Here is an 18,624-nt window from a genome sequence, read left to right as displayed (position 1 = left end):
CCTACGATTATCAAAAGATGCTGCAGGCTTACGGCCTGCGGCCATCGATGAGCGGCAAGGGTAATTGCTATGATAACGCCTCTGTCGAGACATTCTTCAAAAGCCTGAAGGCGGAACTAATCTGGCGGCAGAGCTGGCCAACACGGCGACAAGCCGAGGCCGCCATCTTCCAGTACATCAACGGGTTCTACAATACCCGCCGCCGCCATTCATATCTGGGCGGCATCAGCCCGCTCGCATTCGAAGCCAAAGTGGCATAATGAGATCAGTGACCGGCACAAAACCGTTACAAGTCCACATCCTTGGGCCCATAAGTCGGTGTGAGACGTTACTATCACATGACCATGCATTACACGCGCACGGGGCGCGGAAAACCCCTCCTCCTTGTCCACGGACTGGGGGCGACTTGCGGCTCGTGGGACACGATCTCGCCTGCGCTTTCTCAATCCAGGGAGGTAATCGCCGTTGACCTGCCCGGCCACGGGCAGACACCCGAAGAGCCCGACAGCGGCACGTTCGACGGGCTGGCGCGCAGTCTGGACGCTTGGCTCGGCGCGGAGAATTTCGCAGGTATCGATATGGTTGGCAGCTCGCTGGGTGCGCGCCTGGTGCTCGAGATGGCGCGGCGCGGCCAAGCGGGCGCGGTTGTCGCACTGGATCCGGGCGGCTTCTGGCAGGGATGGGAGCGGACCTTCTTCAAAGCCACCATAACGCCTTCGGTTGCTCTGGTTCGCGCGCTGCGACCGGCGCTTTCTGCCATTACCGGAAATGTCGCAGGCCGGACCGCGCTCATGGCCCAGCTCTCTGCAAGGCCGTGGGCGCTCGACCCGGCATTCGTTGCGCGTGAACTGAAGTCATTGGCTAATACGCGCACCGTCAATTCGCTAGTGAAGGATCTCGCCAACGGCGCAATGCAGGAGGGCCCTGCGGAAACGGCTGCGCCCGTTGTCATCGGTTGGGGACGCAAGGATCGGTTGTGTCTACCGCAGCAGGCGGATCGCGCGATCAAAGCCTTCCCGGAAGCGACGATGCACTGGTTCGAGCATAGCGGACACTTCCCGATGTGGGATCAGCCAGAGGAGACCGTTCGCGTGATTCTGGATGCAACGAATATCTCGGAATCGAAATAACACTGCAATTGGGCGATTAGCAAAACGAGGGCCTATGCAGGGCTGGCCCCATTGTAAGGTCCTTTGTTGGGCCGATTGCGGACTGTCTGGTTGTGATGGTAACGCTGCACAAAGCGGAACATCACGGCAGCTCTTGCTTTAAACTGGCATGGAAAAGACGCATATTGTTTCACCCCGGACCGGGGCTGCTTTCGCCCTCTGCAAGGGGGCAAAAACTGAAAGCGCTTAACTCCGAGGGAGAGAAGATGAGCGATCTATTGTGTTTCGACCGCACTGATTTGAGTGAATCTTTGTCCAATCGTCGCACGATCGATTTTGCTTCGAACATCTATTCTTCGACCGGCGACAGGCTGTGTGCCAACCGTTCGGACGTGATGTTAACGGTTGAAGAGGCCCGAGTGGGCAAGCATGATTTCCTTCTGACGCCATGCAGCGCCGAGAGGTTTCGCAGCCCATATGGGCATGAAGACCCGCATCGCGGCTGCTTTGGTAATCTTGCGACGGCGCTCGATGAGGGTGGGGTCAAGCCTGACCAGATTCCGGCATCATTCAGCGTGTTCATGAATGTCCCGGTCGATGGCGAAACCGGGAAGTTGGGCGTCGAGCCGCCACTTTCAAAGGCGGGGGATTTCACCTCCTTCAAGGCTGGGATGGATTTGGTGGTTGCGCTGACCGCCTGCTCCGCGCCGCTGTCCAACAAAGGTGACTTCAAGCCGAACCGTTACGAAATTATCGGAGAGCCCATCGCGTGATCACCGAACTTTATCTTAAGGGGCGCCTGCGGCATGGACTCTCGCAGGAAGAGGCCGAGGCCATTGACGATGCTATCGACCATGTCATCACACTCGAACCGCGTGAAAAGCTCGTAACGCGCGGCGAAAAAGTAGAGCAGAGTTATTACATTATCGACGGATCAATGATGCGCTGCATCGATGATGCACGCGGGTTTCGGCAGATTGTCGGGCTTCAGGTGCCCGGCGACTGGGTTGATCTTCATTCCTTTCCGATGAAGCGGCTTGATCACGATGTTCATGCGCTCGCCGCGTCTCGGCTCGCTGTATTCAGACATGAGCGATTGCAGAAACTGATTGATGACCGGCCGCACCTAGCTCGCATCATGTGGTTCAGCACCCTGCTCGATGCAGCGATGCACCGTGAATGGATCTTTCGTCTGGGCCGTTTGAATGCCGAGGGACGTATTGCCCATTTGATCTGTGAGCTGCTGGAACGCCTTCGATTGGTTGGACGTCTGGAAGAGAGCAGCTTTCCCTTCCCGCTGACACAGCAGGATTTTGCAGAGGCATCCGGCATCACCACAACGCACGCCAATCGGACTTTCCGCTTATTGCGCGAACGTGGGTTGCTCGATCACGACGAAAATACTCGGGAAATGACTATCATCGATGAGCAGTCTCTTCGCGAACTGGGCGAATTCAAGCCCGATTACCTCTATGGCGAGGGAGCACTGCATCTCAACACTGCTTTTGCCGATAAGCCCGCCTGACAAAAGTCATAACGAATTTTCGAGACGGTTTCGGTGTGGGGATATAACGGGAACAAACTTAGCAAATTCATAACCATTTATCGTTTCGTGCACCCTCGCGGCGATCAGTACAAAAGGGGCGCAATTGTTTACTCAACTCACTGTCCCGCTGCCGGTCCATGTTATCGACAAAGGTGCTGGCCTGGCCTTCGCAATGATCGATTACGGGCCAGAGCATAACCTTATCTGGGTGACAGCGCTCGACGACAGTGGCGAAATCTGGTGCGCCCCCAATCCGAAAGTGAGAATGCAGGCAAACTGGACGACCGGCCGGGTCAAGCGTGACCGTATCGAAACCGAGGTCGAGCCTCAAGGGGACGATTCATGAAACTGGCAGTTACGGGATTTAACGCCCAGATCGACGATGATGGCCAGAATGGCTCTGCCGGAGTGGTTGAGCTGCGCGATTTGGCACGGGGTATGGCGGGCGCGTTATTCGTGTCCTTGCCGCTGCTGTTTACGTTAGAGATGTGGGTTGCTGCCAGAGCAATGCCGGATTTGGTTTTGCTAGCCTTCTTGGCAATCACAGTGGTGCTGAATAAATTCTATCTCGATTTCGCAGGCTTCAGAAAAACGGCATGGCAGTCCGCAAAATGGTGGGATGCGCTGATCACCCTTGGCATCGGGATTGTCGGGAGCGCGATCACGCTCGTCGTCATTGGTTCGCTCAAACCGGACATCGATTTCTATCTCGCAGTGAAGCTTGTCGCGCTGGAAGCGATCCCGATGAGCATGGGTGCAGCAGTCGCCATCAATCAGCTGGGAGCCAGTGACGGGGCAAGCCAGCAGGCCACGGGTTTGAGCCTAGATATGAAGGTCGTCGTCGGCTCGCTGCTTGGCGGCTTCCTCTTTGCTATGAATATTGCTCCGACGATGGAGCCAAAGCTCGTTGTCCTTCAGCAAAACTGGTATTTGACCGGTGCGACCCTTGTCCTGTCAATTCTGGTTTCATACCTGACGGTTGGGCTTGCAGCGTTTGAAGAGCAGGATCTTGCTGATCGAAAGGTCATCAACAGCGCCTGGTTGGAAACGGCGGTAGCATACGCAATTGCCTTTCTCGTCAGCGCGGTCCTGCTTTGGATATTCGGTTTTTCAACGCCGTTGGACCCAATGGTCGTCTGGCTTCCGCACGCTATCGCTCTTGCTTATGTTACGGCCCTCGGCGGGGCTGCGGGGAGACTGGTCCTGTGACTGAACAAAACAAGACTTCGCAGCCGGACAATGGCGATGACGTTGTAACCCATCCGCCCACGTTAGTCGGCTGGGCAGCGCGAGTTTTCAGCCTCGGTCTGATCGCGTCACTTGTCGGGGCGATCCTTTATCAAATCGCAGCGCCAGATCGCGAAGTGGCCTTCGAGGTGGTCACGCAGATAAGCGATGCCCGCGAAGTCGATAATCGTTTTCTGACCCCCATCGAGATCACAAACACCGGCTCGAAAACGGCCGGCGTTGTGAAGCTTGAGGTACTGGTCGATGGCAAGGCTGTAGAAATTTCCATTCCGATGATCGGCCAACAAGAGACGGTCTCTTACGTCATCGGGTCGGACACCCGCGTGTCGCATTTCCAGCACAAGATTATCAGTTATGAAGCGCCTTGATAAAGACGCGCCGGAAGGCGCTCGCAAAGTCGTCCTGTCCCCGAGACTGGGGCGCGAGGCGACATCCGATCTGTTCGGCGAGCAGGCGGGGATCGACCTCGCAGTGGAATTTCGGGACTTTATCCGCACTTCAGCATTTCCGTGCGTTGGCGCGAAATCCGCGCTGGGTCGTAACCAGATGACGGCCTATGTCGGCAACTCATTGACGTCGGCCTGGGATGATCTCCCGCTTGCTGACGAATTAATCGAATTCGCTGCGGCCTACCGCCAGAACCGGTCGATGTTTCAGACCTTTGTTGCGTTCTTTCCCAACACCCCCACATTGGACGAGGAAGCTTTCGAACAAGCATTGTGGGACCGAATCCAGTCGCTGCAGGCGAAGGACGAGTGGCTTGGCCAAGAATACGATTCCACGGTCAGCGCCGATCCTGCGTCACCGAATTTCTCGCTCAGTTTTGGCGGAATGTCATTCTTCGTTGTTGGCATGCATCATCAGGCATCGCGGCCTGCGCGGCGCTTTCGTGTGACCACGCTGGTGTTCAATTTGCATGATCAGTTCCACAAAATGCGAGCGGAAGGCAAATATGAAAAACTGCGCGTTGCAATTCTGGAACGGGACAAGGATTTGGCTGGGTCGATCAATCCGATGCTGGCGCGTCATGGAGAACGCTCAGAGGCCGTGCAATATTCCGGCCGTGTTGTCGGTCCGGATTGGGAATGCCCGTGGCCAGGGCGCGATAAGGATTCCGAATAAGCACGATGCAGCGATGAAACATCGGGGACGCCAATAACTCGGAAAAATCTGCCCGCACCGTTTGTCTACGATGCGGGCATGTTAATTGGGGCAGACGAAGCGATTTCCGTAAAAGGAAAGCGCTGTCTTAAGCGCGTGCAGCCTCGTTGACGCAGGTTTCGGCAACCTTGGTCATCTCCTCGTCGGAATTGTAAATATCAGCCGTGATTTTTTCCAGTTTGCTGGAATGATCCGCTTTGCCCAATCCATCTGCGAATGCCCGCGCGGTGCCAAACCCGCAAATCCCGTAGTGGCAAAGCCGCTGATATTGCGATAAAATGACGACATCCTGCACTGCGTTGAGATGCGGCGCTTCTTCAATTGCGTGCTTCCTGGCTTCCTTGCACAGGCCTTCCATGCCCTTGCAGTGTTCCTTGCCGCTTTCGCCGCAATCCTCAAGCAATTGCTTGATCGTATCGGTGTGCTTTTCGATCCCTTCGATCGTCTTCTTGAGATGGGACTTCAGCGCATCATTCGTTGCAGCTTCGTGAAGCTTTTCGACGACAGTGCTCATCTGGTCATTGGCTGAAATCAGATCCTTGAGCTCGTGGGTGTAACAATCTGTGAGGTTTGAGGGTGCAGACATAAAACTCTCCTTCGCGTGTTCAATCCCCAAGCGACGAGACGCGTTCCAGCCAGGCAGCTACTTTCGTTATGATAAATGTCAGGTAGTCAGGGCTGCGCAGCTGATTGGCGCCTCGATCCGAGTTGCTTGATTAAACTGCGGCATCAAAGACTACGTCGCCTGATGTGAATGATCGAAATTATGGAGTGCTTTGCTTGCCGGAGAAACCTGGGGCGGTAGCGGACCGTCGGCGTGAGGCCGATGCACGGCTGAGGATGACACGGATTCGATTATCGGGTTCCCGCTCCTGAAACCAAACCGAAAGTAAATCGCTGAGTCCTCTGAATGGAGGCAAGGCATGGCGGCACGGACATATTGGCAGGGACAAATCAGACTAGCGCTCGTTTCAATTCCCGTCGAAATTTATTCCGCGAGCAAATCGGGTTCAAAGATCAGGTTCAACCAGATTCACGAGCCGACCGGCAAAAGGGTAAGCTACGAGAAGACCGTGTCCGGCATCGGACCGATTGACCGTGACGATATCATCAAGGGCTACGAAATTTCCAAGGGCGAGTATGTCCTGCTGGAGGACGAGGAGATCGAGGCGGTCAAGATCGAGAGCCGAAAGACGCTCGAACTGGTTCAGTTCGTCGATGCTTGCGAAATTGATCCGCTTTATTTCGAGAAGCCCTATTACGTCGCTCCAAAGGATGATCTGGCGGAGGAGGCCTTCGTCGTATTGCGCGAGGCGCTGCGGAAGGCGAAGAAGGTTGCGCTCGGCCAGCTATCGGTCCGCGGAAGCGAGAAGCTCGTTGCGATCAAGCCATGCGGCAAGGGCCTGTTGCTCGAGACGCTGCGCTATGCCGACGAGGTCCACAAGGGGCAGTCCTTTTTTTCGGGTATCGACGAGGCCAAGCCGAAGAAGGAACTGCTCGATCTAGCCACCACTCTGATCGATGAGAAGAGCGCGCCGTTCGATGCGGGCGAGTTCAAGGATCGCTATATCGATGCCCTGCGCAAGCTGATCGACAAGAAGGCCAAATCAAACAGCAAGAAGGCGATTATCGAGGATGTCGATGCGCCGGAGGGTGCTGCGGGCGGCAACGTGATCGACCTGATGGCCGCGCTGAAGAAGTCGGTAGGAGAGCGAAAGGGCTCGGCGAAGCCCGCCTCCAAACGTAAGAAGTCCGCCTGATATGGCTGCGCAGCGCAAAGCCGATCCGCTCGCTACCTACAACGCCAAGCGCGATTTCAAGAAGACGCTCGAACCTGCTGGCAAGGCACAAGGCAGCGCGAGCGGAAATCTCTTCATCGTCCAGAAACACGATGCGACGCGGCTGCATTGGGACCTGCGGCTGGAAGTGGACGGAGTTCTAAAAAGCTGGGCGGTGACCAAGGGGCCCTCGCCCAATCCCGACACCAAGCGGCTCGCGGTGCGCACCGAGGACCACCCGATGTCCTATGCGGAGTTCGAGGGCACTATACCGAAAGGCGAATATGGCGGCGGTACCGTGATGCTGTGGGACCGCGGCAGCTGGGCGCCAATCGAAGGCAAGAGCGCGAAGGATCTCGAAAAAGGCCACCTCCATTTCTGCCTTCAAGGCGAGCGCATGCAGGGCGAGTGGCTGCTGATCCGGCTCAAAAAAAAGCCGGGAGATAAGCGCGAGAACTGGCTGCTGCGCAAATTGCAGGACGACCACGCGGAAGAGGGCGACGCGCTGGTCGAGCGCGAATTGACCAGCGTGCTCACTGGCCGCTCGATGGCCGAAATCGCGGCTGACAAGCAGGGCGAATATCCGCTTGCCGGGAAAAAGGACGATGCCTTTCTGGCGCAGACGGAAAATGCATCGCAGCGCAATACCTACAAGGCGCATCCTCGGCGCAAGTGCAAAGCCGCGCCACTCCCCAAATTCGTCAAGCCCCAACTCGCCACGCTGGTCGACGCCGTTCCAACCGGCAATGGCTGGATGCACGAGATAAAGTTCGACGGGTACCGCGCGCTGATCGCGGCCAAGGGGGACAAGGTCCGTGTCCATACCCGCAGCGGCAAAGATTGGACCGACAAATTCGGACCGCTTGTCGAGGCGATCGCCGCCCTCGAACTTCCGGCGAGCCTGATTGACGGTGAGATCGTCGCCACCGATGCGAAGGGCAATCCCGATTTTTCGACCCTGCAAAAGGTGCTGATGCGCGGGCATGGAAGTCAAACGCGCGGCGACGCGCTTTCCTTTCATGCCTTCGATCTGCTCTCGCTCGACGGGGACGATATCGGCAAATTGCCGACTATCGAACGCAAGGAGCGGCTCGAGGCGCTGCTGGCCACTGCAGAGCCGCCGATACACGTTGCCGATCACGTGATCGGTTCAGGCGAGAAACTCTATGCCGCGATGTGCCGCGCCGGACAGGAAGGGATAATCGCCAAGAAAATCGATGCGCCTTACCGCCATGCGCGCAGCAAAGCGTGGGTGAAGGTTAAATGCACACGGCGGCAAGAATTCGTCATCGCTGGCTGGAAAGCAAGCAAAGCGAGGGGTCGGCCATTTGCCTCGCTGCTGCTCGCGCAATATGAAGGAGGCGATTTGGTCTACAAGGGCAATGTTGGCACCGGGTTCACTGCCGACGCGCTCGACGATCTTGCCGCGAAGATGAAACGGCTCGAGCGCAAGAGCGCCCCGCTAGAAATCGATAAACCCAGTGCGCGCGATATCACCTGGGTCACGCCCAAACTGGTTGCCGAGATCGCCTTTGCCGAGTTCACCGCCGAGGGCAATGTGCGCCACGGAAGCTATCTCGGTCTCCGGAGCGACAAAGATGCCGGGTCGGTCAAACCGGAAAAACTGGCCCCCATTCCGCGAGCAAAAGACCAGGTGAAAATTTCCAGCCGTGACCGGGTGATCTTTCCCGATAGCGGGCAAACCAAGGGCGACCTCGCCAATTATTATGCGGCTTTCGCTCCGTTCATGCTGCCATTCGCCGGACGTCGCCCCGTCAGCCTCGTGCGCTGCCCGCAAGGCCGCGCGAAGAAGTGCTTTTTTCAGAAGCACGATAGCGGCGCGTTCGGGGAGGGGGTTCACCATGTCCCGATCCGCGAGAAGGACGGCGGTACTGAAGAATACCTCTATATCGAAGACGTGCGGGGAATCCTCGAATGTGTTCAGATGGGCACCATCGAGTTTCATGGCTGGGGGTCGCGCAGCGACAATGTCGAGGCGCCCGACCGCATGGTGTTCGATCTCGACCCCGACGAAGGGCTCGATTTCAGCGACGTCAAAGAGGCGGCACGCGATATCAGGGCGCGGCTATCGGATATCGGATTGGTCAGCTTCGCAATGCTGTCGGGCGGCAAAGGCGTTCATGTCATTGTGCCGCTGCAAACGGGTCACTCCTGGGACGAGCACCAAGACTTTTCGCGGCGGTTCGCCGAGGCCCTGAGCCTTGCCGAACCCGAGCGCTTTACCGCGACGATGAGCAAGGCAAAGCGCAAGGGGAAGATTTTCATAGACTGGCTACGTAACCAGCGCGGTAGCACGGCCGTGCTGCCCTATTCGGCGCGAGCACGGAGCGGCGCGCCAGTTGCCATTCCGCTCAGTTGGAATGAGCTGGAGGATATGAAAGATGCCAAGCCCTTTAGTATCGACGATGCCAAGCGGCTCATCGATCGTGCACGGAGCAAGGCATTGGTTGGCTGGGGATTTGCGGAACAGCGACTACCGGATATCTGATCGCCGCGACAGCGCTTCAATTTGCAGGGGATGGAGTCCAGGATTTGAGGTAGATGGACGTCCGCTTTCAGTAGGCCGCACACGCAACCGCAACGGCTGGAAGGGGTCGCCAAACGGACGATACAACTTAGCCATCAGCAAGGAGAATTGCGGAGGAGAGTGGAGGCTTGTCAGGCATGTAGCTGGCATGGAGGCTGATAGTCCCATCGGTACGCGCTGAAACCTCGCATCGAGCTGATCTGATCGAAATCGGATTTAACGTTGCAAAAGCTTGCGCGGACCCGCTCGATGTATTTTGAGATCGACTGATCGAAAATATCACCTCCCAAGGCAGTTGCCAGAAACGATCGCGTTAGTCCCCTTCCTCTTGCTTGAACGAGAGCCTTCACGATCAGATATTGGCTTTTCGGCAAGCGCAGCTCGCGACCCTCGAAGTGAAGCTCTCCTGGCCGATAGATCGAAATATTGCCATATGTGAAGTCGTCGAACTGACGTAAATTACAACCACAGTTGGGGCAGAGGCTGGTCGCTGTGACCGGAGCCAGATTTTGATAGTGTATCATGCTGAAGCGCCCTGCAAGGGAATGGAATTGCGCTTTCCGGCAAAGTGCCTCGGGACAACCAGAACCAGCGCAAGCAACGCCGCAGCGACTACCAGCCACGCCGCATGGCCCATTGCAGCTTCCATTGTTGCAACAACGCCCCCGGCGAGGCCGGTCGTGCGATTTACGATCCATGCTGCCGCCGCCGCAATGCCGAGATAGGCAAGTGCCTGCCGAAAGGCAGCGTATAACCGGTAGCGCGACAGGATGAGCAGCGATGGAACTACCGCAGCGACAATTGCGAGCTGAACCAGTTCTATGCCAAGATTGAAGCCAAGAAGTGTGAGCGCGCTGCTGGCCATTCCCGCTTGCGCTTCTTTTACCAGAGTGGCGAACGCCAGGCCGTGGACGAGGCCGAATACAAGCGCAATTATCGGCTCCTTCCCAGGTAGGATCGGACGAGCCGCATGCATGGCCGAAATTAAGACCGATAGGGCGATGGCAACTTCGACCGGTGCCGTCGGCAGCGACCAGTTTCCAAGAGTAGCAGCGATCAAGGTGAGGCTATGTCCGACGGTGAATGCGGTGACGATCTGCGCCAGTTTGACCACGGTTCCACAGGTTGATCGATGTCCGCCCCATGCGCCGGCCCGAGCGAGAAGCGGCGCCGGCAGCAGGAGCACGAGTAGAAACAGCAGGTGATCATATCCTTCCATGATGTGATGCGCGCCAAGGGCCATCGCGGCAATGAGGGGAGCCAGGGCACCCTGTTCGGCGTTGTTAATCTCCAACGGGGGCGTGTCTTTCCGCACGGCACCGATAATGACATTGCTGCCTGCGGCCCCTGCATCATGGAGGAAGAGGGCAAAATGTCCGGGCAACTCGTCGTTCAGAACCTGCCAATCAATCGACAGTTCGGTTACGTCAGCGCCCGCTGGAGGCACCAGATACGCGATAGCATGGAGGTAGGGCGGACCGACGGTCTGGACAAATTCGACTGTCCCCATGGAAACGGTCCAGGGCTTTCCGCCGGGGGTTGCGACGTCGATATGATCGGCCAGATATTCGCGGGCCAGACGAGTTGACCGGGGGCTTCCGTCGACTGGATTGCCGGTCCCGAAAGCATACTCGCCTTGCGGTACTATGATGTCGGCGACCACCCATTCTTCTGAGATCTTCAACCGAACTTCGGAATTGGGAGTGGAGTGCGCAGACAGAGGGGCAGCGACCATGGTCATCAAGACGACCAGCAAGGGCTTCAGCCAGAAGAGGAGGCGATCACTCATCCGTGCGACAGCCAGACTAGCGACGTCTGCGGTTCGAAGATCCTTGAGTTCAGTTGCTCGGCTGCCTTGCGCGCCTTTGCCGCCTCGTTCGGCCGGCCAGACAATTGGTTGGCTTGCGCAAGTAGCGCATACAATGGAGCGCTTCGCCATCCTGACCTTTCCGCAACCTTCAGCTCTTCGACTGCATCTTCGAAAGCTCCTTTCGACAGGTATGCAGAGGCCAGAAGAATACGGGATTCGCCATAGGGCCGGGCATCGAAATTGCGTTTCGCGAGGTCGAGAGCCTTGTCGGGAGAACCGAAAACGAGCTCATGCTCTACCGCGTGCCCATAGGCAGCTTCAGGTAGTTGCCCAAGACGTTTTTCCCAGATCGCTGAGGCCTTGTCCGCCCAGAGCCGGCTCTCACGCGCCTGCCCATCGGTACGAAGCAGCATCGCGAGGGCATCCAGAACTTCGCCCGCAGGCGCGCGGCGCGCCACGGCTTTCATATCTGTAATGGCACCGGCCAGATCGCCTTCGAGTGCCTTTGCCTGCGCCAGGTGGGCCTCGATCAGCCAGAACCCGGGGAACTGCCGGTTCGCCGTCTCGAACCACGCCCTCGCGTTCCGGTAATCGCCTCTTGCGAGTTCCACCCCGCCAATTTGCATCGCCGCACTCGCACTTGCGAGGGGAGTGGCAGTGCCCTGATCGGAGACGGCATCTGAGAAATGTCTTGCTGCGGCGTCGAACCTGCCCTGCGATTTGGCCAGTATCGCATAACGATACGCGACACCCGCGTTCGAGCCATACTTCGCAGCATCATCATATAATGCGCGAGCACGGGCCATGTCTCCGCGATAAAAGGCTATGTCGCCCTTCAGGCTTGAACTTTCCGCAAGGATGGTGCGATCGCTTCTGACTGCCGCCCCATCGAGTGCCGAGAGAGAGTTTTGGGTTCGGTCAAGTTGATGAGCCATCTGGGCGAATGCCGCATCGGTCAGCAAGGGACCGGAACCGACGGGTGCGAGACGCTTGGCCTCCGTCAGTACTTCACCCGCAAGAGCAAGCTCGTCGTAAGTATAGCTGAGATGCGAACGGGCAAGATACATTCGGGCAAGGCTATCGTGCCGAAGCCATTCATCAGGCCCTTTTGAAACCCGCTCCTTTCCAAGAGAGACGTCGGAATCCGATCGGGCCATCGCCGCGGAATACGAAGCCGCTCCAAAGCCGGGCCTTTCCCAATCGGCAGCACTGACCGGCGCTTCTGCCGTATCACTGGCCAGCCATTCGGCGCCAGTAAGCAGCGCGACCGCGGCAATCGGCAAGATCACATAGCGAGAGTTCTTCAAAGCATCACGCATGCACAATCCTCGCCTTTAGCTCCCATGGTGGCTGCAGATTATATGGCGGACGAGCGATGCCCGTCCGCCACTGTCCGAACTACTCCGGAACCGCGCAAGGGGTCAGCCCGGCTCCGGTCAGATCGTCCGCAAGCGCATTGGTCAATCCCGTCAGCGTAGCTGCCAGATCGGGCACGAAAGCGCCATTTGCGTCGGCCATCGGGCCAGCGTCGTTATAGGCGTTTTTCCGGTCTGACGGTATCAATGCAGTCGAGACCGCCGGCATTCCCATACGGTCGACCCTCACGTAGCTCGATACCGGATCACTTCTGAAGGTAAACATGGTGCCGCTGTTATCGGCGACCGGCGGCGAGCCTTGCGGGCCCGCCAGATAGGGGAATGTGTCCCTGAACGCGACGTCGTTCGCGGGAGGGTTGAGCGGGAGACCCGCCAGCGTCCCGGGACCGTTGACCGAAAGGTCGAGGAAAATGACCGCTAGAGTAACGTCGATTACAGGATCCGGGAGCTTCCGACCGTTCGGGAAACCGGAAGCTGCCGAAAGGTCCAGTGTCAGCGTGTCGGGAATAACGGCCTGCGCAACAGTTACGCCGGTTCCTGGAATCATCTGATTGAGGCAGGGCTCGACATTAAATGTCGTCTCTGTCGGGGGCGGTGTCGGAGTCGGCATGGCGATTGGATCGTCATCGTCATCGCCGTCGAAACAGGCGGATAGCATGCCGAGGCTTGCAATCATCGAGGTCGCCATTGCGAGCCGGCGGAGTGAAAGGTGGTTATTGGTCTTCATCAGAGCTGCCCTCCAAATCGCGCGGTTGCTCCCCAGACGTCCACTGGCGCGCCAGTATCGATCCGGTCCTTGGGTATCTCGATTACGACGGCGGTTAGGTTCTGCCCGGCGAAGAAATCTCGCTCTGAATCGAAACTCAAAGTGCCTGTGCTGCGTGTGTCTCTGAATCCTTGGAGATCGAAAAAGAACGGGTCATCGAAAAGACCGGCCCAGACCCTGACGCCGTCCTTTTCCAATTCGGTTTCGACCGAGCCCCTGATTGCCCCGCTGACGCCTGGAAGACCGGTTACGCTTACGCCGAACTGGCCCATCGCTCCCGTCCCGAATCGAAACCGGATCGGAATGTCGGTGGTGGTGCGAGGGCTGCTGTTCGATACGTTGATCGAATAAAGGACGTCCGGGTCGTAGGTCGCCGGCTGGTTGGTTGCCTGCGGGCCAGCGAAGGTCATCGCGACAACAACCGACGTATCGGTATGCCAGGCATAAACATCTGCTATGTCAGCAGCGCGGTCGGGCGTGCTATCCACGGCGGGATCGGTCCGTGCGGGCGGATCGAGATGGTCGGCGGCGATAATTCCCACCCCGGGCGCGAACAGGGCAGCTGCAGTCGCAAGCGACAGCCCTCCCAGCGCGAAAGGTATGGCTTTCGAATATTTCATTGCGATCTCCCCAATTCAACCCGAAGGTTCCTCAGCAGGGCCTTGTGACGGCCCCTCGGATGCCTTCCTGAGAAAGCACCGACGTAATATTGACGAGTGCTTGCGGGCTATCGATGCACCCGTGGCCAAAAAAAATCGGCCACTCTGTGATAGAGGCGGGAAGGGTAGTGTCAGATTCGTCTGTTTTCTGCGGAAAAAACCCTTATGCATGTGTGTGTGCAAAACCCGCAGTCTCCTCAAGACCAGGTAAGTCAAACCGTTCAAGGGCTCTCCGAGAACGAGATGCTTTCGCTTGATATCGGCTTGGTGGGTGATCTGGACAGGGAGGCTTTCCAGCGCTTGTACGCGAGAACCTCCAGCAAGCTGTTCGCAATCTGCCTCGCAGTGACGCGGGACCACGCCGCAGCCGAAGACGTACTGCAGGAATCCTATCTGAAGATATGGGACCGTGCCAAAGGTTATGATCCCGAACGTAACAGGCCGCTGGCCTGGATGTGCGCAATCGCGCGAAATGCTGCCATCGACTGGTACAGGGCTCGTGCGAGGCATCACCATGTCAGCGACGACCACTTAAATTTGCAGGAAAGTGAAGCGGCGGCCGCCGACGACCGTATCATAGCTATGAACCGCGAAGACCAGGTTTGGACAGCGGTCAGCGATCTCGACGCTGAAAGCGAACAAGAATTGAAGTCGATTTTCCTTTTAGGCCTGACTTACCCGGAAGCCGCACAGCGGCTCGGTTTACCTGTTGCTACATTCAAGAGCCGGGTGCGCCGTACCGTGATCAGGATTCGTCGGAAGCTGGCCGATGACTGATCGTTCGACCCACGACGACCTCGAGATCATGGCTGCCGGCTTGGCTCTTGGCCTGCTTGAAGGGATGGAGCGCGCCGAGGCTATGCGGCGCCAGCTTGAGGATCCGCACTTCGCGAACCGCGTAAGAGATTGGCAGGAGCAATCAGATCGCTGGCTTGAGGATGTCGAGTCCGTTGATGCACCGGCCAGCGCACTCGCGGCAATCGAGCACCAGCTGGAAAGTCGCGGCGCGAACACCGAAGTCTCGTCCATTTCCAACGATCAAGGATCTAACAAGATTTGGCGGAGCTGGGCCATAACCGCGACCGCAGCGTCGGTATTGCTGGCTGTCGGACTAGGTCTGGCGGTGACCAGCCCGGTGCAGGAGCAGACTGGACCAGTGCGTACTGCCTCCGAACAACCAGGGCAGCGAGTCAATGTTGCCCAGATCAAGGATGAGGCAGGCGCAACGCTCCTCAGTGCCTTGTACCGCCCTGAATCTGGTACGCTTTCTCTGCGGCTCTCCGATCTTCAGCAACCCGAACATGGCCCCGAACTCTGGATCATACCTGAGGACGGGATCCCTCGGTCACTCGGGCTTATGGATAGCGAACGTCTGACCGTAACAATGTCGTATGAGTTGCGATCTTACCTTCAGGACGGGGCGACAATGGCGGTGACTATAGAACCGCGTGACGGCGCACCCCACGACGCTCCGACCGGTGACATACTGGGAGCCGCGGTGCTGCAAGAAGTTCCGGCGAATACCATCTAGCCGAACATGCTTCTTCGGTAGCGGCTAGTTTACGCGATCGGATCCACGCAAACGCCAATGGCCGCTTGTCGCCAAGACTCGCGTTGTGCAGTGTGGCGAATGGCATGACTCCGGCACTGGCCATCCGCGCCGCCACGCTGGACGCCGCCAAAGTGATTGGCCGCGAGGGCGAATTGGGCAGTATCACCCCCGGAAAGTTCGCCGATCTGGTCGCGGAAAGGGGCAAACCGATGGCGGATATCCACGTGATGGAGCATATTGCGCGGTTCATTAAGCGCGGTGAAGTCTTCCGCTAATCACCCGAACCGTTTGAACTTGCCACCATCCGCGATCACTTCACGGGCGCAGTTGTGGCCGGGGGCGCCGGTTACGCCGCCGCCAGGGTGAGTGCCGGCCCCGCACATATACAGGCCCTTCACCGGGCCGCGATAGGCACCGTGGCCGAGCACAGGGCGGGCGGTCCACAACTGGTCGAGGCTCATATGGCCATGCATAATATCGCCGCCGACAAGCCCGAATTTATCATACAGGCCCTTCGGGCTGAGCACCTGTTGGCCCAGGATCGATGCTTGGAACCCGGGGGCGTATCCCTCGACCGTATGGATGATGGTGTTGGCGGCGGCGTCCTGTTCGTCGTCCCAATTGCGGCCACCAGGCAGTTCGGGCGCGAATTGCTGGCAGAACAGGCTGGCGACGTGCTGACCTTCGGGGGCGAGGCTGTCGTCCACCGTGCTGGGGATCAGCATTTCGACGATCGGTGCCTTTGACCAACCGTGCTGTTTGGCGTCGAGGAAGGCGCGGTCCATGTAATCCAGCGTGGGCGCGATAATGATGCCCGAGCGGTGATGTTCGCCCGGTTCAGGCAGGCAGGTAAAGCGCGGCAATTCACTGAGCGCGACATTCATACGGAAAGTGCCGCCGCCCGCCTTGAAACCGCGCATCCGGCGGCGGAAATCCTCCGGCTGGTGCGCATCGTCCAGCATTTTGCCATAGAGCAGCTTTGGCCCGACATTGGCGATGACCCTCCCGGCCGCGATTTCCTCGCCGCTGGCAAGCCGTACACCGGCGGCCCTGTCGCCATCGACCAGCACCTGATCCACCGGGCTTTCGAGGCTGATCTCCACGCCCAGATCACGGCACACCTTGGCCATAATCTGGGTGATCGTGCCCATGCCGCCGATCGAATGGCCCCATGCGCCCTTCTTGCCGTTCACCTCGCCAAACACATGGTGGAGCAAGACATAGGCGCTACCCAGAGTGTCGGGCGATGCGTAATTGCCGACCACGCTGTCAAAGCCAAACGCGGCCTTGACCGCTTCGCTTTCAAACCAGCTGTCGAGGAAGCTGCGCGCCGATTTGGTGAACAGGTCGAGCACGTCTCGCTTGGCCTCAAGGCTGAGCCGCGACAGGCCCCAGCCTTGTGTTGCTCCGGCCACCAGCGTGCGCAGCCCTTCGCCTGCATTGGGCGGGGATTTCAGCGCCAGGTCGCGCAGCACCTCGGCAACGCCCTCCAGCGCATCGTAATATGCAGGCAGTACCTCGGCGTCATGCGCTGAGAATTTGCGGAATTCTTCCTGCGTGCGCTTCAGCCCGCCGCCCAACTTGAGGTAGCCGCCATCTTCCTGCGGCAGGAGGTTGGAGATTGGCCGTTCAATCACGCGATATCCGTGATCGTGCAACTTCATGTCGGCGATGACCTTGGGCTGCAACAGGCTGACGGTGTAACTGGCCACCGAATTTCGAAAGCCGGGGTGAAATTCCTCGGTCACCGCTGCGCCGCCCACGACATCGCGGCGCTCGACAATACGGACTTTCAGCCCGGCTTTGGCGAGGTAGAAGCCGCAGACCAGCCCGTTATGGCCAGCTCCGATGATCACTGCGTCATAATGCTTGGTCATGCGTGGCTCCATCCCGGAGCGGGTTGGCGCTCCATCCGGGCTTGGGGAATGATGTGCCGCATCCGTGCGCAGAACTGCTTCAGGCATACCTCCTTGTCGCTGAGCGGTCCCGTGGTGAAACTGGCGGATTGCATCCCCTGCTGCACCCGGGCGATCAGCGCGGTGTCTTCGGTGTTGACCTGGCGATTGATCCGCCAGTTGAGATAGCGTGCGGCGCGCATTTCGCGGCGGTGATCGGCACTATAGGCCCCGGGCAGGACATAGCTGATTTCGCGGATCACGCAGCTGGTCGGCCCGGTGGGCAGCCATTGCATGAAATCGACCTGATCGGGATAGATGTCGAAGGCAACATTGGGCCACAGCTTGAAATACAGCCAGTGCCGCTGCGCATGATCGGGCAGATGCGGCACGGGCGGCAGTAATCGCTGATACAGCGCCTCTGACCAATTGGCCGATGGGCGATCGATCATATCGCCCCACATCCGGTCAACGTGCTGCTCCGCTTCGACGCCGTAGCTTTTGCCGAACAGCCGGGTCAGGCCGGGATGCGCCACAGGGATGTGCAGGCCGTCGGAATAATTGTCGCCAACGTTCTTCCAGTTCACTTCGCGCGGACGCAATGTGACGCGGCCCAGCGCCTCCAGCTCTCTGAAGCGATAGGGCGCGATCATCGCCTCGTAGGGTGCCATCATCTGCGCGGGGGAGGGGCCGCCGTCATCCTCCAGTCGCACGAAGACGAAACCGTTCCAGCTCTCCATACCGACGGGGACAAGGCCGGAGCGCTCTCTATCCAGCGCGGGATAGCTGGCGCTGTCGGGCACGCCTGTCAGCCTGCCGTCGAGGTCGTAAGTCCATGCGTGATAGGGGCATACCAGCTTGCGCGCGCAGCCGCTGGCGCCGTCGACCAGCCGTGATCCGCGGTGGCGGCAAACATTGGTGAAGGCGCGCAGCACAGCGTCGCGCCCGCGCACCACGATCACGCTCTCGCCGCAATAATCCAGCGTGTGCCAGTCACCGGCGGCGGGCAAATCGCTTTCGTGGCACACCACCTGCCAGCTGGGGCGGAAAATGCGCGCCTGTTCCAGCGCGAAAAACTCCGCATCGTGATAAGTCCAGGCGGGCAGGCTCCAGCCGTCAAGCGGGTCGGTGGCGGGAGAATTGTGGGCGATGGTGGCCATGGTCTTATCCTACGTG

At 58.5% G+C, this 18,624-nt stretch carries 20 protein-coding genes; 13 read left to right on the top strand and 7 right to left on the bottom strand.

Annotation, left to right across the window (positions count from 1 at the left end):
- The 8 genes from FEV51_RS10500 to gntA all read left to right on the top strand — a co-directional run.
- A partial coding sequence (locus FEV51_RS10500) for an IS3 family transposase (RefSeq protein WP_171033105.1) occupies nucleotides 1-260 on the top strand: 260 nt, incomplete at its 5' end.
- A 78-nt stretch (nucleotides 261-338) separates the two neighbouring features.
- A complete protein-coding gene (locus tag FEV51_RS10495) occupies nucleotides 339-1,130 on the top strand; it encodes an alpha/beta fold hydrolase (protein ID WP_138618682.1) in 792 nt (263 codons plus the stop codon).
- Between the two features lie 245 nt (nucleotides 1,131-1,375).
- The gene (locus FEV51_RS10490; protein ID WP_246034532.1) at nucleotides 1,376-1,882 is read left to right on the top strand and encodes a DUF1989 domain-containing protein; all 507 of its coding nucleotides are present in this window, start codon (nucleotides 1,376-1,378) and stop codon (nucleotides 1,880-1,882) included.
- Nucleotides 1,879-2,634, top strand: a complete 756-nt coding sequence (locus tag FEV51_RS10485) for a Crp/Fnr family transcriptional regulator (RefSeq protein WP_138618680.1) — start codon at nucleotides 1,879-1,881, stop codon at nucleotides 2,632-2,634. Before FEV51_RS10490 ends, FEV51_RS10485 begins: the two co-directional genes overlap by 4 nt.
- 124 nt (nucleotides 2,635-2,758) lie before the next feature.
- Nucleotides 2,759-3,001, top strand: coding sequence for a hypothetical protein (locus FEV51_RS10480; protein WP_138618679.1), 243 nt, complete (start codon nucleotides 2,759-2,761; stop codon nucleotides 2,999-3,001).
- Entirely contained in the window at nucleotides 2,998-3,864 is an 867-nt protein-coding gene (locus tag FEV51_RS10475; RefSeq protein WP_138618677.1) for a DUF2391 family protein, read from the top strand. Before FEV51_RS10480 ends, FEV51_RS10475 begins: the two co-directional genes overlap by 4 nt.
- Nucleotides 3,861-4,271: a hypothetical protein gene (locus FEV51_RS10470; RefSeq protein ID WP_138618675.1), complete on the top strand. Its 411-nt coding sequence runs from the start codon at nucleotides 3,861-3,863 to the stop codon at nucleotides 4,269-4,271. The genes FEV51_RS10475 and FEV51_RS10470 overlap by 4 nt, the downstream gene beginning before the upstream one ends.
- A 34-nt stretch (nucleotides 4,272-4,305) precedes the next feature.
- Nucleotides 4,306-5,025: a guanitoxin biosynthesis heme-dependent pre-guanitoxin N-hydroxylase GntA gene (gntA, locus tag FEV51_RS10465; protein ID WP_425466619.1), complete on the top strand. Its 720-nt coding sequence runs from the start codon at nucleotides 4,306-4,308 to the stop codon at nucleotides 5,023-5,025.
- 127 nt (nucleotides 5,026-5,152) lie between these two features.
- On the opposite strand, the gene FEV51_RS10460 is transcribed toward gntA, so the two are convergent.
- The gene (locus FEV51_RS10460) at nucleotides 5,153-5,650 is read right to left on the bottom strand and encodes a DUF892 family protein (RefSeq protein ID WP_138618671.1); all 498 of its coding nucleotides are present in this window, start codon (nucleotides 5,648-5,650) and stop codon (nucleotides 5,153-5,155) included.
- Nucleotides 5,651-5,987: 337 nt separating this feature from the next.
- On the opposite strand from FEV51_RS10460, the gene ku reads away from it, so the two are divergent.
- Together ku and ligD are read left to right on the top strand one after the other, a co-directional pair.
- The gene (gene ku / locus FEV51_RS10455) at nucleotides 5,988-6,824 is read left to right on the top strand and encodes a non-homologous end joining protein Ku (protein ID WP_138618669.1); all 837 of its coding nucleotides are present in this window, start codon (nucleotides 5,988-5,990) and stop codon (nucleotides 6,822-6,824) included.
- Nucleotide 6,825: 1 nt separating this feature from the next.
- The gene (gene ligD, locus FEV51_RS10450) at nucleotides 6,826-9,351 is read left to right on the top strand and encodes a DNA ligase D (protein ID WP_138618667.1); all 2,526 of its coding nucleotides are present in this window, start codon (nucleotides 6,826-6,828) and stop codon (nucleotides 9,349-9,351) included.
- A 559-nt stretch (nucleotides 9,352-9,910) separates the two neighbouring features.
- Here the strand turns inward: ligD and FEV51_RS10440 are convergent.
- From FEV51_RS10440 to FEV51_RS10430, 4 genes are all read right to left on the bottom strand, one after another.
- Nucleotides 9,911-11,179 carry a HupE/UreJ family protein gene (locus FEV51_RS10440; RefSeq protein ID WP_171033104.1) on the bottom strand — a complete coding sequence of 423 codons (1,269 nt, stop codon included), beginning with the start codon at nucleotides 11,177-11,179 and terminating at the stop codon, nucleotides 9,911-9,913.
- Entirely contained in the window at nucleotides 11,176-12,519 is a 1,344-nt protein-coding gene (locus FEV51_RS13160; protein WP_171033103.1) for a tetratricopeptide repeat protein, read from the bottom strand. Before FEV51_RS13160 ends, FEV51_RS10440 begins: the two co-directional genes overlap by 4 nt.
- Before the next feature lie 79 nt (nucleotides 12,520-12,598).
- The gene (locus FEV51_RS10435) at nucleotides 12,599-13,303 is read right to left on the bottom strand and encodes a DUF4331 family protein (protein ID WP_138618661.1); all 705 of its coding nucleotides are present in this window, start codon (nucleotides 13,301-13,303) and stop codon (nucleotides 12,599-12,601) included.
- Entirely contained in the window at nucleotides 13,303-13,962 is a 660-nt protein-coding gene (locus FEV51_RS10430; protein ID WP_138618658.1) for a DUF4331 family protein, read from the bottom strand. Before FEV51_RS10430 ends, FEV51_RS10435 begins: the two co-directional genes overlap by 1 nt.
- A 216-nt stretch (nucleotides 13,963-14,178) precedes the next feature.
- Here FEV51_RS10430 and FEV51_RS10425 point away from each other — a divergent pair, with 216 nt between their 5' ends.
- The 3 genes from FEV51_RS10425 to FEV51_RS10415 all read left to right on the top strand — a co-directional run bounded on the left by FEV51_RS10425 (nucleotide 14,179) and on the right by FEV51_RS10415 (nucleotide 15,828).
- Nucleotides 14,179-14,778: an RNA polymerase sigma factor gene (locus FEV51_RS10425; protein WP_171033102.1), complete on the top strand. Its 600-nt coding sequence runs from the start codon at nucleotides 14,179-14,181 to the stop codon at nucleotides 14,776-14,778.
- A complete protein-coding gene (locus FEV51_RS10420) occupies nucleotides 14,771-15,532 on the top strand; it encodes an anti-sigma factor (protein WP_138618655.1) in 762 nt (253 codons plus the stop codon). The genes FEV51_RS10425 and FEV51_RS10420 overlap by 8 nt, the downstream gene beginning before the upstream one ends.
- Before the next feature lie 65 nt (nucleotides 15,533-15,597).
- Complete coding sequence (locus FEV51_RS10415) at nucleotides 15,598-15,828, top strand: amidohydrolase family protein (RefSeq protein WP_342773749.1); 231 nt, start codon at nucleotides 15,598-15,600, stop codon at nucleotides 15,826-15,828.
- On the opposite strand, the gene FEV51_RS10410 is transcribed toward FEV51_RS10415, so the two are convergent.
- Entirely contained in the window at nucleotides 15,829-17,430 is a 1,602-nt protein-coding gene (locus tag FEV51_RS10410; RefSeq protein ID WP_138618651.1) for a phytoene desaturase family protein, read from the bottom strand.
- Entirely contained in the window at nucleotides 17,427-18,608 is a 1,182-nt protein-coding gene (locus FEV51_RS10405; RefSeq protein ID WP_138618649.1) for an aromatic ring-hydroxylating oxygenase subunit alpha, read from the bottom strand. The genes FEV51_RS10410 and FEV51_RS10405 overlap by 4 nt, the downstream gene beginning before the upstream one ends.
- Nucleotides 18,609-18,624: the final 16 nt, after the last annotated feature.

It is taken from the genome of Qipengyuania marisflavi (genome assembly GCF_005884405.1).
Classification (GTDB): domain Bacteria; phylum Pseudomonadota; class Alphaproteobacteria; order Sphingomonadales; family Sphingomonadaceae; genus Qipengyuania; species Qipengyuania marisflavi.
This window is presented reverse-complemented; position numbering and strand designations above follow the sequence as displayed.

Excerpts from the sequence above, each read along its gene's own strand:
- ku (WP_138618669.1), top strand. The coding sequence starts at position 5,988 with ATGGCGGCACGGACATATTGGCAGGGACAAATCAGACTAGCGCTCGTT.
- FEV51_RS10430 (WP_138618658.1), bottom strand. The coding sequence starts at position 13,962 with ATGAAATATTCGAAAGCCATACCTTTCGCGCTGGGAGGGCTGTCGCTT.
- FEV51_RS10475 (WP_138618677.1), top strand. The coding sequence starts at position 2,998 with ATGAAACTGGCAGTTACGGGATTTAACGCCCAGATCGACGATGATGGC.
- FEV51_RS13160 (WP_171033103.1), bottom strand. The coding sequence starts at position 12,519 with ATGCGTGATGCTTTGAAGAACTCTCGCTATGTGATCTTGCCGATTGCC.
- FEV51_RS10495 (WP_138618682.1), top strand. The coding sequence starts at position 339 with ATGACCATGCATTACACGCGCACGGGGCGCGGAAAACCCCTCCTCCTT.
- ligD (WP_138618667.1), top strand. The coding sequence starts at position 6,826 with ATGGCTGCGCAGCGCAAAGCCGATCCGCTCGCTACCTACAACGCCAAG.
- FEV51_RS10460 (WP_138618671.1), bottom strand. The coding sequence starts at position 5,650 with ATGTCTGCACCCTCAAACCTCACAGATTGTTACACCCACGAGCTCAAG.
- FEV51_RS10420 (WP_138618655.1), top strand. The coding sequence starts at position 14,771 with ATGACTGATCGTTCGACCCACGACGACCTCGAGATCATGGCTGCCGGC.
- FEV51_RS10405 (WP_138618649.1), bottom strand. The coding sequence starts at position 18,608 with ATGGCCACCATCGCCCACAATTCTCCCGCCACCGACCCGCTTGACGGC.
- FEV51_RS10435 (WP_138618661.1), bottom strand. The coding sequence starts at position 13,303 with ATGAAGACCAATAACCACCTTTCACTCCGCCGGCTCGCAATGGCGACC.
- FEV51_RS10410 (WP_138618651.1), bottom strand. The coding sequence starts at position 17,430 with ATGACCAAGCATTATGACGCAGTGATCATCGGAGCTGGCCATAACGGG.
- FEV51_RS10490 (WP_246034532.1), top strand. The coding sequence starts at position 1,376 with ATGAGCGATCTATTGTGTTTCGACCGCACTGATTTGAGTGAATCTTTG.
- FEV51_RS10440 (WP_171033104.1), bottom strand. The coding sequence starts at position 11,179 with ATGAGTGATCGCCTCCTCTTCTGGCTGAAGCCCTTGCTGGTCGTCTTG.